The organism is Streptomyces roseolus (genome assembly GCF_014649855.1).
Classification (GTDB): domain Bacteria; phylum Actinomycetota; class Actinomycetes; order Streptomycetales; family Streptomycetaceae; genus Streptomyces; species Streptomyces roseolus.
In genome coordinates this window covers 193,784-208,027 of the sequence record NZ_BMTV01000010.1, presented here as the reverse complement: position 1 = coordinate 208,027, position 14,244 = coordinate 193,784, and the positions used below count along the sequence as shown (strand labels likewise).

The following is a 14,244-nucleotide window of genomic DNA, read 5'->3' as shown; positions in this document are numbered from 1 at the left end:
CTCGGGGAGGCCGACATCCTTATGCTCGGTGGGATCAGAAATGCGAGAGGGAACTCGCCTCGTACCGCAGCTGATAGGCCCGCACGCCACCGCTATTCATCCGGTAGATCGTGATCGCGGAGAGGAACTGCTCCTTCACCTCCATGGTGCGTCGCCGCTCCTTCCCATCGATGTCACTGATCCACTCCTCCACATGATTCGGCAGTTTGAAGGCTAGCTCGTAAGCGCCTTCCTCACCCAGCGGCGACAGCGTCCACTCCGCCGAACCGCCACTGCCGCGTCGTCGAATGCGCACTGCATGGTCGGGCTGGGCATCCGCGTACGTCGTAAACGCCAGATGATCACTAGCAGCCAGCGGCAGGATGAACGGCGCCGACGGGAAACCCAGCAGCAACTCGGCACCGCTGTTCTGCTGGAGCGCGGCTGCGAAGCCAGCGATCGCCACCGCAGCCTCATCCCTGAACCTGCCAGACGCCGGCGCTGCCGTCGGTAGCAGTCCCGCAGACGCAGTCCAGGTCCCCAGCTCCTTGCGCAGTTCCGTACGCACCCACGTCACCGGGAATGTCCCGGACGCCCCAAGGTGAAACTGTGCCTGCTCCAGCGTCCACGCAGTGGTTCCGATCGCCCCGAGCAGCCACGCGAACGAGGCACCGGACAGATCCACCAGCGAGATCTGGTGCGCCAAGGCGTATTTCTGGGCGTCCGCCGTGAACCCACTCGTCGAAAACAGGGCGTACGCGTACTGATACCGCTGCCGCGGCCTTCTGCCGGCGTGCACCATGAAGTTCTCGTTCACGTCGTGCAGCACGCCGTGAGCGTTACGCACGATCTCCAGTCCGCAGCGCTCCTGGTAGAACTTCGCCTCCAGGAACAGCCGCACCGGCATCGAGAATGCCGGCGTGAACGCGAACTCCCCCAGTGCGTCCACCTGATGCAGCGCGCCCCGGCCCCGCACCCGAAGTGTGTTCCCGTCGGTCACCAGTTCCTCGGGATCTTGGCTCTCATGCACCAGCAGGCGATAGCCGGAAGAGCGCAGAAGCCAGGCCAGCGCTTCCTCCAACAAATATCCCCGCAGCGCGGCGCCCTTGACCATGGTCAACCCCCTACATCACCAAGCAGGCCCCGCTTGATCATCTCATGGCCCACTCGGCAGACGCCCGACACGCTAACCACCTGGCCTTCGGCCAGCATCCCACCTACCGATACCCAGCGGCGGAATAGCCGGAGCCACCCGTTGATTGGTCTTTGCAGAGATCACGGGAGGGGGCGTCGGTGGCCGAGCTGATGTTGTTCCGGCAGGACGCGGACGGGCGGGACGTGGAGTTGTCCGGGGCGACGGTGGCGCTGGAGGTGGAGCTGCAGCGGCGGGTCGAGGCCGGGCTGGAGCAGATGCTCGGGATCCGGTTCCTGGCGTCGGAGTACGCGACCGGGCCGTGGCATCGGGGGCGGATCGACACGCTCGGGCTGGATGAGAATGGCAGTCCGGTGGTGATCGAGTTCAAGAAGGGCTCCGACAGCGGGGTGCTGTCGCAGGCGGTCTCGTACATGGCGTGGCTGGAGTCGGCGCAGCACGAGTTCGAGGCGCTCGTCCGGAAGGTGCTGGGCGCGGAGGCGGCCGAGTCCGTCGACTGGCGGCGTCCACGGATGGTCTGTATCGCGGCCGGCTTCTCGCACCACGATCGGGTGGCCGTGCAGCGGGTGCCCGAGCGGATCGACCTGGTGCGCTACCGCGTCTTCGAGGGCGGGCTGCTGAGCCTGCTGTTGGTGGACTCCTCGCTCGGCGTGCCGAGCGCGGCGCCCCGGCGGAGCCGCGCTCGGGACGCGGGGGCCGAGGACGCTGCGGTGGCCCCGGCGGCTCCGGCGCCGGCGGGCGCCGGTCTTGTTCCGGATTGCCTTCAGGATCTGTTCGCGGAGGTGGACGAGGCGCTGACGGCGTGGGGCGAGGTCGAGGTGGTGCCCCTCAAGCACTACGTCGCCTACCGGCGGCTGGTGAACGTGGCCTCGGTCGTGTTCCGTCCGAAGCACGAGGTGATCCTGGTCTATCTCAGACTCGACCCGGACACGGTCGTGCTGGAGGAGGGCTTCACCCGGGACATGCGCGGTATCGGGCATCTCGGGACGGGGGACCTGGAGGTTCGTGTCGCCTCGGCGGCAGACCTGGAGAAGGCTGCGCCGTTGATCCGGCGGGCGTTCGAGGCGGCCTGAGACAAGCGGAAGGGCGGCTGGAACATCGGTTCTCGATGTTCCAGCCGCCCTTCGGCGTCTGTGGTCCGCCGGCCCCGGCTTCTCGTTCTCATGATCAGCTCTCCGGTCCGGCGAGGGTGAAGTCGTCCTGTTCCAGTTCGGCACGCAGGCGCTGTTCGGCGACGTCGGCGTAGTGCGGGGAGAGTTCGACGCCGACGAAGTTCCGGCCTTCCCGGAGGGCGGCGACGCCGGTGGAGCCGCTGCCGGTGAACGGGTCGAGGACGGTGCCGCCCTCGGGGCAGACCTGGACGAGCTGCTGCATGATCTCGACGGGCTTCTGGGTGATGTGGACCCGGTCCTTGCGGGGCTGGGAGGCGATGTAGTGCCCGGGGAGGTAGAGGTCGCGGGTGTTGTCGAGGGAGCCCTTGACGCCCCAGACGATGAACTCGGAGTCCTGCTTCGGCCCGCCCTTGCGGGGCCGGCTGGCAGGCTTGATCCACGGGATGGTGCCGCTCCAGGTCCAGCCGGCCATCTGCAGGGCGTCGGTCGTGGTCGGTTCCTGGCGCCAGTCAGTGAAGACCATGGCGACCGCGTGCTCGGTGGAGGCCCGGTACGCCTCGGTGAGCAGTTCGGTCAGCCAGGAGCGGTACGAGCGCTGGTCACGGTTCTCGCCGGGGAAGTTGGCGAGGTCGTGTGCCGAGTTACTGGTGACGTACTTGGCGCGCGCGGTGCGTCCGGTGCGTTCCGAGCTCGTACGGCCTCCGGAGTTGTACGGCGGGTCGGTGATCACCGCGTTGACGCTCGCGTCCGGGAGGGACTTCAGGACGGTCAGGGCGTCGCCTCGGTGCAACGTGTAGCTCATGGGGGAGGGCCTCTCTTCGGGGGGGCGGAGGGACGTGGAACCCATGCCGGAAAGCGCGCAACGGCGCTCGTCTCTGGCGGGGTTGTGCCGGAGGTTAGCCGTGGATTCCGGCCGGACCTAACGAGGCGGCGGTGGCTCGGGGCCGGGGCCGGAGGTCGTTTGGTGCGGCCGGAATCGCGGTCTACTGTCTCGCCGTGTCGCCGGGAAGGAGCCTCGCTCCACCCCGCTGACCTGTGCTTATCCGTGCTGTCTCGTCCAATCGGGCCAGCAGGAAGGCACGTTGCCCACGCGTTTCCCGATGCCGTCCGGAGGCCCTTGTGTACCGCCTGAGATTACGAGCGCGGCTGGCTGCCGCGCGTGACCTGAGACCGGCGTCCGGGAGCTGCTGACTCCTCTGACCCCGGGCCCGCCTGAGCGGCGGATGCACATCGGCGCGGTGCCGGCGGCTTTGCACGAGAAGCCGGCACCGCGTCTCCTACGAACACCGAGGAGCCGCTGCGATGCAGCATGTCCTGATACCCCCGCGCCCCGACCCGACGCCGTCACCCGGCCGGCCCCGCCGCCTCGGTGAACGGCGGAGGCAGTGAACAAGACCACCAAGGGCGTTGTCAGCCTGTTCGCAGCGGGCTCGATGCTGCTGGTCGTGCCGGTCCTCGCCTTCGGCGCCGGTACCGCGTCGGCCTCCTGCCCGACCGACGGCGCGCAGTCCGTGGCCACCGCGGCGGTCGCCGACCAGGTGAAGGCCATCCTGGATGGTGGCGGCAAGGCGTCGGTCTCCGTGCCGGGGCTGGACAATCCGGCCGAGCAGATTCCCTTCGCCAAGACGATCCAGGCCACCGGCGTCGCGATGAACATCCCGGCCCGCGGGCAGGTCGTGGCCCTGGCCACCGCCCTGCAGGAGAGCGGCCTGCGGAACCTGACCTGGGGCGACCGCGACTCGCTGGGACTGTTCCAGCAGCGGCCGTCGATGGGCTGGGGCACGGCGAACGAGATCCTCGACCCGGTGCACGCCTCGACCAAGTTCTACGAGGGACTCCGGCAGGTCTCGGGCTGGGAGTCCCTGTCCGTCACGCAGGCCGCCCAAGCGGTGCAGAAGTCGGGCTTCCCCGAGGCGTACGCCAAATGGGAGCCACTGGCCACGGCCTTGCAGAAGGCCATCGAGCCCCTGCTGCCGAAAACCGGTGGCGGTGGTGCGTCACCGTCGCCGGTTCCGGACGGTCCTGCGCCCGGCGCCACGGGTGGCTGTGCCGCCGACGGGGACGACACCGACTTCGGCACCATCCCGGCCGGCGCGCTCCCCAAGGAGTACAACATCCCCGCGACCGCTCCGCGGGAGGTCCAGACGGCGATCCGGTGGGCGCTCGGACAGCTCGGCACGCCGTACCAGTGGGGCGGGACCTGCACCGACTCCCACGGCGACAAGGCGATGGCCCGGTGCGACTGCTCCTCCTTGATGCAGCAGGCGTACAGGGCCGCCGGGGTCACCCTGACGCGTACGACGTACACGCAGGTCAAGGAGGGCAAGCCGGTCTCGGCCGACGCCCTCCGGCCGGGTGACCTGATCTTCACCGAGGGAACGGCCGCCGTACCCGAGCACGTCGGCATGGCCATCGGTCAGGGCCTGGTCGTGCACGCTCCGCGCACCGGCGACGTCGTCCGCATCACGACCGTCGCCGCCTGGAAGTCCGGGATTCTCGCGGTCCGCCGAGTCGTCTGACCGGCATCTCCCCCCTCCCCCTTTCTCGCACCGCCGCTCCACCTTCACGGGCTTCGGCGTGCCTTCATTCGAACTGGAGTTCCCATGTATCTCGCCGAACAGGTCATACAGCTCGCCTACGACCCCGGGATCAAGCCGAACGAGGGCGGGCTGCCGGGCCTGAACGTCCTCAAGCAGGTGATGGGCTCCATCAACCTCTTCGGGCTCATCGCCGTGGTCGGCTCCCTCGCCGTCAGCGCGGGAGTGTGGGCCTGGGGCCACCACTCCGGCGGCCACCAGGCCGAAGCCAACGGCAAGAAGGGCGTCCTGGTGAGCGCCGGCGCGGCCCTCCTGCTCGGCGCCGCGAACGGCGTGGTCGCGTTCTTCAGCACGCTGGGGACGCAGGTCCACTGATGCCTTCCCACTCCTCCAACCCCGGCGGCGCATCTCGCGTGCGCCGCCGGGCGCTGCTCGGCACCGTCGTCCTGGCAGTGCTCCTCGCCCTCGCCGGCTTGACCGCCTACCTCACCCGCGACAGCAGGGCACCCGCCAAGGCCCCTGTCCCGCGTCCGAGTTCGCCGCCGGCTTCCTCCTCGGCCGTCACGCCGTCCGGGCCGCCCACGGTGATCACCCGCCCCCGCGCCCTGCCGGTTCCGCCGAGGACCACCGACCCGATCGCCTTCGGGAAGGCAGCCGCAGCGGCGCTGTGGTCGTACGACACCCGGGCGTACCCGCAGGCCGAACTGCGGCGCGCTCTGCACGCGTGGCTGACCCCGGAGACCAAGTACGCCGACGCGACCTCCGTCGACCGAGGTATCCCCTCGGCGGTGCTGTGGAAGGAGATGGCCGCCAACGGCCAGTTCGCCACGGCCACCGTGAACGAGGGGCACTTCCCGAACGCCTTCACCCGGGCCCTTCAGGAGGACCCCGGCGCGATCACCCAGGCGTACGTCTACGCCGTCACGGTCTCGGGGAAGCAGGCGATCGCCTGGAAGGGCTCGCCCGCCGGCGGCGCGGAGAGCCGCTCCACCACCCTCGCGGTCCAGTGCCGCCCCCACCAGCCCTGCACCCTGGCCGGCGTCATGCCGTCCGTCGCGCCCTGAGTCCCGTTCACGAAAGGAGGTACCACCATGGACGTCTGCGGCCTTCCGATGATGGACAAGGTTTGCACCGCCGTCGACTTCGTCACCAACCCGGCCGGGGCCGTCACCGACGGCATCGGCGCGTGGATCGCGAAGTCGGCGGGAGAACTGGCGGCCAGCGCGGCGGACCTCGCCGCCAAGGCCGTCAACGAGACGACCGCCATCGACCTCAACGCCGGCTGGTTCCGGGACAACTACCAACTTCTGCTGCCCATCGGGCTCGCGCTGACCGTCGGCATCTTCTGCATTCAGCTCATGTTCGCGGCCTGGCGGCGCGACGAGCGGGCCCTGGCCCAGGCCGCGATCGGCACCATGACCGGCGTCCTGTTCAGCTTCTCCGCCATCGCCTTCACCACCGTCGCCATCACCGTGGTCGACGCCCTGTCCGACGGCCTGTTCCAAGCCGCCAACACCTCGGTCGACGACGCGATCCGCCGCGTCGTGAAGATCAACCAGTTGGGGGCGATGTACGGCCTGGGCTGGGGCGTTCCCGCCCTGGTCGCCTTCGGGTGCGCGATCGGCGCCTTCCTGTACTGGGGCGTCATGGTCGCCCGGAAGGTCGGCGTCCTGATCATGGTCGCCCTCGCCGTGTTCGCCGGCGCGGGCGGCGGCTGGGAGGTCGCCAAGCGCTGGCGTCGGGGCTGGATCGAGGCCACCGCCACCCTGATCGTCTCGAAGCTCCTGATGACCGTTGTCTTCCTGATCGGCGTCTCCGCCATGGGCAAGAGCGACGCCAACGACGGCCTGTCGGCCCTGTCGGACGCGATGGCCGGCATCGTCGTCATGGTCCTGGTGCTGCTCTGCCCGTACGCGACGTACAAGTTCGTCCACTGGGCGAGCGACGGCGGCGGCCACGACGACCTGCACCGCACCGGCGTCGCGGGCATGACCGTCGCCGCCGGCGCGGCGAAGACCGCCGGCAGCCTGGCGATGCGGATCGGGACCGGAACCCCCGCTCCCCAGGGACCGAGCCAGGTACCCGGCGCGGGCGCCGACGGTGTCGCCTCCGGCATCAATCCTGCTGGCGGCAACCTCAGCAAGGAGGGCATCGACGCCGGACCGCCCAAGCCGCAGACCCGCTTCCGCTACGGCGAGGACCCGAACGCGACCGGCGATAAGGGACGGGCCCTGATCCAGCGCCCCGGCATCCCGCCGCTCATCACCCGGCCCGGCGAAGAGGAAGCGGCAGGTTCCCAGCCAGGTGCCCAGGTCGTCAGCGGCAGCTCCGGTCGTCCCCCCAGCACGTCGGCTCCGGGCAACGGCGTGAGCCACATCGGCACCACGCCGCCCGCCGGGCCCTCGGCGGCAGCCACCGGCTCGCCGGCGCCGACGCCCTGGGTGTTCCCCACCCAGCCGCCTGAGGGTTCCTGACCCTCCCCCACCGGGGGCGGGCTGCCCCTCCGCAGCCCGCCCCCTCCCGACTCGACCGTCGAAGGAGCCCGCCCTGTCCTCCAGAAGAGTGCCGCCCGCCCCGTCTCTCGTTCACCTCCACCGTCTGGAACCCTCATGTCCGGTAAGCACCAGGCCGAAGTCCCCTCGGCCACCGTGAAGTTCCCCCACCGCAGCAGGCGCGGCGTCCTGCTCGGCCTGACCGCCCCGCAGCTCCTCGTCGCCGGACTCACCGGCCTTCTCCTTCTCGCCGTGATCCTCGCCCGCGGCGTGGTCGGGGCCCTCGCGCTCATCCCCCTGTGGGCCGTCATCGCCCTGTTCGTCTTCGTCCGCCACCGGGGCCGTGCCCTGGCCGACTGGACCCCGATCGTCGTCCGGTACGCGCTGCGCCGGATGCGCGGCCAGCTCCTCTGGCTCACCCGCCCCTCGCGCCGGCCGACCCGCGAGGGACTGCTCCACCTGCCCGGCACCGCAGCCAGCCTGCGCGTGGCCACCGCCCCGGACGGCCGGTACGGCGCGATCCACGACCCGCACAACGGCACGCTGACCGCCGTCGTCAAGGTCTCCTCCCGCGCCTACGCCCTGCTCGACCCGGGCACCCAGCACGCCAACGTCTCCGGCTGGGGACGGGCCCTGGCCGCGCTCGCCCGGACCGGGCAGATCGCCCGCATCCAGGTGATCGAGCGCACCGTCCCGGACTCCGGCGACAGCCTGCGCCGCTACTGGGAGGAGCACGGCCGCCCCGACACCCCGGTGGCCGGAGCGATCTACAACGAGCTGATCCAGAGCGCGGGCCCGGCCGCCGCCCCGCACGAGGCGTACGTCGCGCTGTCACTGGACACCAAGGCAGCACGCCGGCTGATCAACCAGGCCGGCGGCGGCCTGACCGGATCCTTCAGCGTCCTGGCACAGCTGACCTCCACCTTCGACCAGGCCGCGCGGACCGCCGGGCTCAACCCCACCGGCTGGCTCACCGCCCGCGAGATCGCCGCCGTCGTCCGCACTGCCTACGACCCCAAGGCCCTCGCCTCCCTGGATCGCTGGTCGGCCACCGGCCGCCCCGAGGCCGAACCGGCTGCCGCCGGCCCCGTCGTGGTCGTCGAGAAGGCGGACCACATCGCGACCGACTCCGCCGTCCACGCCACCTACTGGGTGGAGAACTGGCCTCGGACGGAGACGTCCGCGGGCTTCCTGCACCAGCTCCTGTTCACCGGCGGGGTCCGGCGCACGCTGTCGCTCTCCTACGAGCCGAAGGGGCTGGACGCCGCCCTGCGCGACGTCCAGCGCAAGAAGGCCAGCGTCATCGCCGACGCCGCCGAGCGGGCCCGGCGCGGGCAGGTCGACTCCGAGGCGGACTCGATCGAGTACCAGGACATCAAGGCGCGCGAGCGGCAGCTCATCGCCGGGCACGCGGACGTCGCCCTGACCGGTCTGCTGACCGTGTCGGCCGACTCCGAGGAGGAACTGCGCACCGCGTGCGCGGTCGTGGAGACCGCCGCCGTCGGCGCCCAGCTCGACCTCCGGCCGCTGACCTGGCAGCAGGCCGAGGCGTTCACCGCCGCCGCCCTGCCGCTCGCCCTCGCCGCGTAGCCCCGGCGCTCCCCGCATCGCTGAAAGAGCACTCTCGTGTCCCGCACTCCCAGCACGACCGCGCAGGACTTCGTGCCCTTCGCCACCGCCGCGCTCGACTTCCACCGCGCGCTCAACCTCCCCGGCGGTCCGCTCGTCACCACCCGCGCCGAGCTGGATGCCCTTCACTCCCATCTCGTCTCGCTGTACGGGCTGCTCGACGCCCACGCCGTACGTGTCGACCGGCTCCTCCCGGCGGAGGGCGACCACCTGCGCGCCGCCCGTACCCGGATCTGGCAGGCCGCCGACCACCTCCACGCCGCCTACCACTCAGCTCCCCGCCCGGACTCCGGCGAGGTGCCCGAGCGCGAGGCGTGCCGGGCCGGCCTGCCCGAAGGGGCGCCAGAGCTGACCGTCTGCCAGCGCCATCAGCGCACCGCGCGCCTGGTCCGCCGCCGGACGACCCCGGCCGACCTGCACTCCCCGTTCACCGGCCTCACCCGCCGCTGACCCGCCCCCACTCGGAGAAACGTTCATGCCCCGTACCCGCGCCAGCGCCTCCCACCTGTTCGTGCCCCACAAGGCATCGCGCACCCAGCGGCGGGCAGCCCGAGCCGGTTTCGCCGACGCCCACCGCCAGGCCCGCCTCGCCGGGGCTCCCTCGAAGCACCGTGTCCAGGAGACCGCCGATCCGGGGCTGCGGCCGGTCTACCCGCCGACAGGACGTCCCGGTCCGGCCTCGGCCCGCGGCGGCAAGCTCAACCTGCCCGCCCACCGGATGACCACCGCCACCGCTTCCGGGGCCTATCCGTTCGTCGCCGAGGGCGGTCTGGGGGCCGAAGGCGTCTTCATCGGCCGCGACGTCCACGCCGAGGCCGCCTTCTGCTTCGACCCGTTCTCGCTGTACGGCAGTGGCCGGATCGAGGGCTTCACCAACCCCAACGCCGTCCTGGCCGGGATCATCGGCATGGGCAAGTCCGCGCTGGCGAAGTCCATCGCCACCCGGTCGATCGCCCACGGCTACCGGATCTACATCCCCTGCGACCCGAAGGGCGAGTGGACCGGCGTCGCGCAGGCCCTCGGCGGCTACAGCATCGCGCTCGGCCCCGGCCTCCCGGGACGGCTGAACCCGCTGGACGCACCGGCCCGGCCCGTCTCCGTCAGCGAGGACGACTGGGCGAGCGAGGTCCGAAAGCGGCGCCTGCTGCTCCTGGCCGGCCTGGCGCGCACCGTCCTTAAGCGCGATCTGCTGCCGATGGAGCACACCGCCCTGGACCTCGCCCTCGATCTGGTCGTCGCCGAGGCCGCCGCCCGCGGCACGGTGCCGCTGCTCGGCGAGATCGCCTACGTCCTCGGCTCGCCCCAGCGCCTCGACCAGGCCCTCGGCAACTCCTCCGGGCACCTGGGCACGGCCGCCCAGGACGTCGCACACGCCCTGCGCCGCCTGGTGCACGGTGACCTGAGCGGCATGTTCGACGCCCCGAGCACCGTGGCGTTCGATCCGACCGCGCCGATGCTGTCCATCGACCTCTCCCGCCTCGGCGGCGCCGGCGACGACACCGCGCTGGTCCTCGCCATGACGTGCGCGAGCGCGTGGATGGAGTCCGCCCTCGCCGACCCCGCCGGCGGCCGGCGCTGGGTGATCTACGACGAGGCGTGGCGGGTGATGCGACACGTCGGCCTGCTGGAGCGGATGCAGTCCCAGTGGAAGCTGAGCCGTGGTCTCGGCATCGCGAACCTGATGGTCATCCACCGGCTCAGTGACCTGCTCTCGGCGGGCGACGCCGGCTCGCGCGGCCGGGTGCTGGCCGAGGGTCTCCTGGCCGACTGCTCCACGCGCATCATCTACCGGCAGGAGCCCGACCAGCTCGACGCCGCCGCGTCCCTGCTCGGCCTGACCGGAGTCGAGACCCAGGCGGTGTCCGCCCTGACCAAGGGCCGGGGCCTGTGGAAGGTCGCCGGCCGGTCCTTCATCACGCAGCACATCCTCCACCCGGCCGAACGCGAACTCTTCGACACCGACGCCCGAATGTCGGCCTAGACCATGGCCGAAGGAACGATCATGCCCGTCTCCCCCAGCTCTCCCACCCCTGCCGAGAACCAGCCGGCGGCCAGTGTCGACCTGGCGTGGCGGAGGCACATCCCGGCGCTGGCTGCTGCCGTCGCCGGGATCCGGAAGGCGTCCGACGACTGGGACGCGGTCTCGGACTCCTTCTGCGACACCGACGGCTGGCCCGTCGACGAGCACGGGTACGAGGACGGGAAAGTGAAACGCGACGCCGAGGCGTGGCGGCACGTCGAGGTCTTCCTCGACCACGGCCCCGAGGTCCTGGCCGGCGTCCGCGCGACCGCCCGGAGCGCCGACTAGGGGTGCCGGTAAGAACCGTGTCACCAGCCGCAAACGGCGTCCCGCCTACTCCGTCGACTGCGTAGGGTGGGGCAGTTCGGCTGTGGCCGTCGCCTCGGCGACCGTGAGTCGACCGCCCTTCAGCTCGGGCACGTACTTGTAGATGGTTTTCCTGGAGACGCCCAGCAGCTTTGCGATCGAGGTGACGGTGTTTCCCGGCCGGGCGAGTAGGTCACGGGCGTGACGGATCTGCTCCTCAGTCATAGCCGGCGGGCGGCCCAGCCGGGCGCCGCGGGCGCGGGCGGCGTCCAGTCCCTCGTTGGTCCCTTGGACGATGAGTTCGCGGATGAACTCCGCCAGCGCGGCGAAGACGTGGAAGACGAGCCGACCGCCGGGCGTGGTGGTGTCGAGCGCCTCGTGCAGCGAGGTGAAGCCGACGCCACGATTTCGGAGGCCGGAGACGATGGCGATGAGGTCCTGGATGGAGCGACCGAGCCGGTCCAGCGACGGGACGACGAGGGTGTCGCCTTCACGGAGGTAGTCCAGGGCCTTCCACAGTTCTTCGCGTTCGGTGTTCTTCCCGGACTTCTTGTCGGCGAAGATCCGGATGCAACCGGCCTCGGTGAGCGCGTGGATCTGACGGTCGAGCATCTGCCCCTTGGTGGACACACGTGCGTAGCCGACGAGGGCGCCGGCCCGCAGAGCGGGGAAGGGGGCGAGCAGGTCGTCGTAGAGCGGCTCCGGAGGTGACGGCATGGTCTGGAGTGTACGGAAAACGGGGCCGCCCGAGTTCTTGAGCGCACTGACTTTCTGACACCGTTTCTCGGACACGTTCCGGGCCTCGGAAGGCCGGGAACGGCCGGTTGTCGATGTTGTTCAAGAATCGGTCGATAGATGAGCGCCGCGCGAACGTACCGAGTGTGCTCGAACCGCGCGGCGCCTTGCGGTCACCCATACGCTTGTACGGTCTTCGGGTTGGTCTTGACGCTACTCGTCGGCATGTTGCTGATGGGGGTCGGAGCCAGCGGTGCTCGTCGCAGAGGACGACACGGTGTGTGGCTGAGGCGTTGCCGCCGGATTCCGGCGTGTGGTCCCGCTGCGGTGAATCCACAGGAGAGCTGCTGCCAGCAGCAGGGTGCCTCCCAGCAGCCAGGGCATCGGGCCTGACGGAAGGACACCAATGATCAAGCCGGTGAGGGCTGCCACCAGTTGCAGGGCGAGAGACTGGACGGACAGTGCGGTGGCCCGGCCCGAACTTGCGACCCGGCGATGCAAGAGGTCGTTCTCGCTCGGCCCCGCCGCGCCAAGCCCGAGGTAAACCAGGCCATAGCCGACGGCCGCGATGACCATGGAGCCCGCTCCGGCGAACGCCGCGGTGGCGCCGAGCAGAAGCAAGCCGCTCGCGCTCACGCCGAGGCTGACCATGACCGCGCGCTCGCCACTGCCCGCAAGCCGGGCGGTCAGCGGTGCGAGGTGACTGCCGATACCCGCGCAGATGAATCCGGCGCAGGCGAGCGCGGCAAATAGCACCGCCCCCGACTCCGATGCGCCCGTGAGGGCCGCGGCACGGCCCGGCGTGAGCAGTTCGATCGCGGCCAGGGCGCCGCCGGCGGCGCCAGCGCTGAGGAGCACCCGGCGGACCAGCGCGTCGCGGCCCCCCAGCCGCAGTCCGCCCATGATGGTGGCCGGGATGCCGCGGAGTACGTAGGGCAGGGTGGCTGCCGGCCGGGGCAGCTCCCGCAGAGCAGTCACGACGTACAGCACGAAGACGATCTCGATTGCCGCGCCCAGCAGCATCGGGACGGAAAGGGGCAGCACCAGCTCGGACGTCGCTTCGCTCAGTCGCACGCCAAGGGCAGGGCCGAGTCCGAGCAGCCAGGGAAGGGCACCGCCGAGCAGGGTGCCGGTGGCGAGCGCGGCGGATGTCGCAGATCCGCCACGGGCCAGCCCGGTACGCAGTTCGGCGTCGGGGCCGGAGTGCGCCTGGACGGTGTCGACGTACCAGGCTTCGGCCGGGCCACTGGACAGGGCACGGCCCGCGCCCATCAGGGCCATACCGAGGCCGAGCAGCCAGGGAGCAGTACCCAGGCCCACGAGGGTTAAGGCGGCCAGGTTCAACAGCCCGGCGGCGGCCAGAACAGTGCGGCGACCGAGGACGTCGGACAGTCCTCCGGTGGGCAGTTCCAGTGCGGCGGCGGTGAGGGAGTGCGCGGCGAAGAAGCCCGCGATGGCCGCCATGGCCATGCCGCGCTCGGTGAACAGCAGGATCAGGGGAGCGATGCTCAGTCCCAGTGGCAGCCAGAACAGAACGCAGACCGTGATGTAGCGGTGGCGTGCGGCGTGTATGTCCAGCGGCCCGGTCATGACGCGTCCTCGGCATCTGTCACCGCAGGGGCTGAGGTGTCCTCCTCAGCGCCGGGGTCGCGCGGTGCCAGGGGCAATCCGGCGGTGAGGAGTACGACCTGCGCGGCGCGCGGATCTTGTGCGTCGCGGGTGGTCAGTTCCTCCAGCTTCCGGTCGAGCACCTCCCAGAGTTCGGTGAGCGACTCCGGGGTCAGGCGGGGCATCAGGTCGTTGATTCCGGACGGCTCCACCCATTCCTGGCCCAGCCGCCCGTCGGCGATGTCGGCCTCGTGCCGGGCGAGAGATGCCTCCAGGTGCTCGATCTGGGCCCTGCGCGACAGGCTGACGTAGGCGCGGCTGCCCGGTGTGGCTTCCATTGCCTTGTTGTTCCAGGAGGTCACGGAGTGCACCGCCTGCCAGCGGCGCTCCCGCCCGTCACGGTGCTCGGCCTCGGTGACGAACGCGTACTTCGCCAGAACCCGCAGGTGATAGCTGGTGGAAGCGGATGACTCCCCGGTCCTGACCGCGAGTTCACTCGCGGTGGCGGGGCCGTCCTGCCGCAGCATCCCGAGCAGCCGGATACGCAGAGGGTGCGTGAGGGCCTTCAGGGCTGATGCATCTCGCTCGGGATCGAGTACGCGTTTCTGCTCTTCGCTGACCATGACGGGAGGGTAGAGCGGCCCAGAGAGTCCGCAAAAGTATTTTTGCAGAA

13 protein-coding genes and 1 pseudogene are annotated in these 14,244 nt (G+C 70.6%); 9 read left to right on the top strand and 5 right to left on the bottom strand.

All coding sequences use genetic code 11. The features are described 5' to 3' along the window. Positions 1-34 precede the first annotated feature (34 nt). Complete coding sequence (locus tag IE245_RS14735; protein WP_189947406.1) at positions 35-1,093, bottom strand: PDDEXK family nuclease; 1,059 nt, start codon at positions 1,091-1,093, stop codon at positions 35-37. 179 nt (positions 1,094-1,272) lie between these two features. On the opposite strand from IE245_RS14735, the gene IE245_RS14730 reads away from it, so the two are divergent. Next, on the top strand, positions 1,273-2,205 hold the full coding sequence (locus IE245_RS14730) for a DUF5655 domain-containing protein (RefSeq protein WP_189947403.1): 933 nt from the start codon (positions 1,273-1,275) through the stop codon (positions 2,203-2,205). A 94-nt stretch (positions 2,206-2,299) separates the two neighbouring features. On the opposite strand, the gene IE245_RS14725 is transcribed toward IE245_RS14730, so the two are convergent. After that, positions 2,300-3,046: a DNA-methyltransferase gene (locus IE245_RS14725; RefSeq protein WP_189947401.1), complete on the bottom strand. Its 747-nt coding sequence runs from the start codon at positions 3,044-3,046 to the stop codon at positions 2,300-2,302. Between the two features lie 583 nt (positions 3,047-3,629). On the opposite strand from IE245_RS14725, the gene IE245_RS14720 reads away from it, so the two are divergent. The 8 genes and pseudogenes from IE245_RS14720 to IE245_RS14685 all read left to right on the top strand — a co-directional run. Continuing rightward, on the top strand, positions 3,630-4,763 hold the full coding sequence (locus tag IE245_RS14720; protein ID WP_189947399.1) for a C40 family peptidase: 1,134 nt from the start codon (positions 3,630-3,632) through the stop codon (positions 4,761-4,763). An 84-nt stretch (positions 4,764-4,847) separates the two neighbouring features. Next, positions 4,848-5,156, top strand: coding sequence for a DUF6112 family protein (locus IE245_RS14715; protein WP_189947396.1), 309 nt, complete (start codon positions 4,848-4,850; stop codon positions 5,154-5,156). Beyond that, positions 5,156-5,845, top strand: a complete 690-nt coding sequence (locus IE245_RS14710) for a hypothetical protein (RefSeq protein ID WP_189947394.1) — start codon at positions 5,156-5,158, stop codon at positions 5,843-5,845. Before IE245_RS14715 ends, IE245_RS14710 begins: the two co-directional genes overlap by 1 nt. 27 nt (positions 5,846-5,872) lie before the next feature. Next, positions 5,873-7,255, top strand: a complete 1,383-nt coding sequence (locus tag IE245_RS14705; protein ID WP_189947392.1) for an SCO6881 family protein — start codon at positions 5,873-5,875, stop codon at positions 7,253-7,255. A gap of 135 nt (positions 7,256-7,390) precedes the next feature. Then, positions 7,391-8,863, top strand: a complete 1,473-nt coding sequence (locus IE245_RS14700) for an SCO6880 family protein (protein WP_189947389.1) — start codon at positions 7,391-7,393, stop codon at positions 8,861-8,863. Between the two features lie 36 nt (positions 8,864-8,899). Further along, positions 8,900-9,352: a DUF6238 family protein gene (locus IE245_RS14695; RefSeq protein ID WP_189947387.1), complete on the top strand. Its 453-nt coding sequence runs from the start codon at positions 8,900-8,902 to the stop codon at positions 9,350-9,352. 25 nt (positions 9,353-9,377) lie between these two features. Further along, positions 9,378-10,883 (top strand): putative type IV secretion/conjugal transfer ATPase, encoded by a 1,506-nt coding sequence (locus IE245_RS14690; RefSeq protein ID WP_189947384.1) that lies wholly within the window; start codon positions 9,378-9,380, stop codon positions 10,881-10,883. Positions 10,884-10,904: 21 nt separating this feature from the next. Further along, positions 10,905-11,207, top strand: a pseudogene (locus IE245_RS14685) (hypothetical protein); the annotation flags it as partial. Between the two features lie 48 nt (positions 11,208-11,255). On the opposite strand, the gene IE245_RS14680 reads toward IE245_RS14685, so the two are convergent. From IE245_RS14680 to IE245_RS14670, 3 genes are all read right to left on the bottom strand, one after another. Then, positions 11,256-11,945, bottom strand: coding sequence for a recombinase family protein (locus IE245_RS14680; RefSeq protein ID WP_189947382.1), 690 nt, complete (start codon positions 11,943-11,945; stop codon positions 11,256-11,258). 231 nt (positions 11,946-12,176) lie between these two features. Beyond that, complete coding sequence (locus IE245_RS14675) at positions 12,177-13,553, bottom strand: MFS transporter (RefSeq protein WP_229851279.1); 1,377 nt, start codon at positions 13,551-13,553, stop codon at positions 12,177-12,179. Continuing rightward, entirely contained in the window at positions 13,550-14,194 is a 645-nt protein-coding gene (locus IE245_RS14670; protein WP_189947380.1) for an ArsR/SmtB family transcription factor, read from the bottom strand. Before IE245_RS14670 ends, IE245_RS14675 begins: the two co-directional genes overlap by 4 nt. Positions 14,195-14,244 lie beyond the last annotated feature (50 nt).

What these genes read in the sequence shown, in the direction of transcription:
- IE245_RS14735 (WP_189947406.1), bottom strand. Translation starts at nt 1,093, where the DNA reads ATGGTCAAGGGCGCCGCGCTGCGGGGATATTTGTTGGAGGAAGCGCTG.
- IE245_RS14710 (WP_189947394.1), top strand. Translation starts at nt 5,156, where the DNA reads ATGCCTTCCCACTCCTCCAACCCCGGCGGCGCATCTCGCGTGCGCCGC.
- IE245_RS14705 (WP_189947392.1), top strand. Translation starts at nt 5,873, where the DNA reads ATGGACGTCTGCGGCCTTCCGATGATGGACAAGGTTTGCACCGCCGTC.
- IE245_RS14715 (WP_189947396.1), top strand. Translation starts at nt 4,848, where the DNA reads ATGTATCTCGCCGAACAGGTCATACAGCTCGCCTACGACCCCGGGATC.
- IE245_RS14675 (WP_229851279.1), bottom strand. Translation starts at nt 13,553, where the DNA reads ATGACCGGGCCGCTGGACATACACGCCGCACGCCACCGCTACATCACG.
- IE245_RS14700 (WP_189947389.1), top strand. Translation starts at nt 7,391, where the DNA reads ATGTCCGGTAAGCACCAGGCCGAAGTCCCCTCGGCCACCGTGAAGTTC.
- IE245_RS14670 (WP_189947380.1), bottom strand. Translation starts at nt 14,194, where the DNA reads ATGGTCAGCGAAGAGCAGAAACGCGTACTCGATCCCGAGCGAGATGCA.
- IE245_RS14725 (WP_189947401.1), bottom strand. Translation starts at nt 3,046, where the DNA reads ATGAGCTACACGTTGCACCGAGGCGACGCCCTGACCGTCCTGAAGTCC.
- IE245_RS14690 (WP_189947384.1), top strand. Translation starts at nt 9,378, where the DNA reads ATGCCCCGTACCCGCGCCAGCGCCTCCCACCTGTTCGTGCCCCACAAG.
- IE245_RS14680 (WP_189947382.1), bottom strand. Translation starts at nt 11,945, where the DNA reads ATGCCGTCACCTCCGGAGCCGCTCTACGACGACCTGCTCGCCCCCTTC.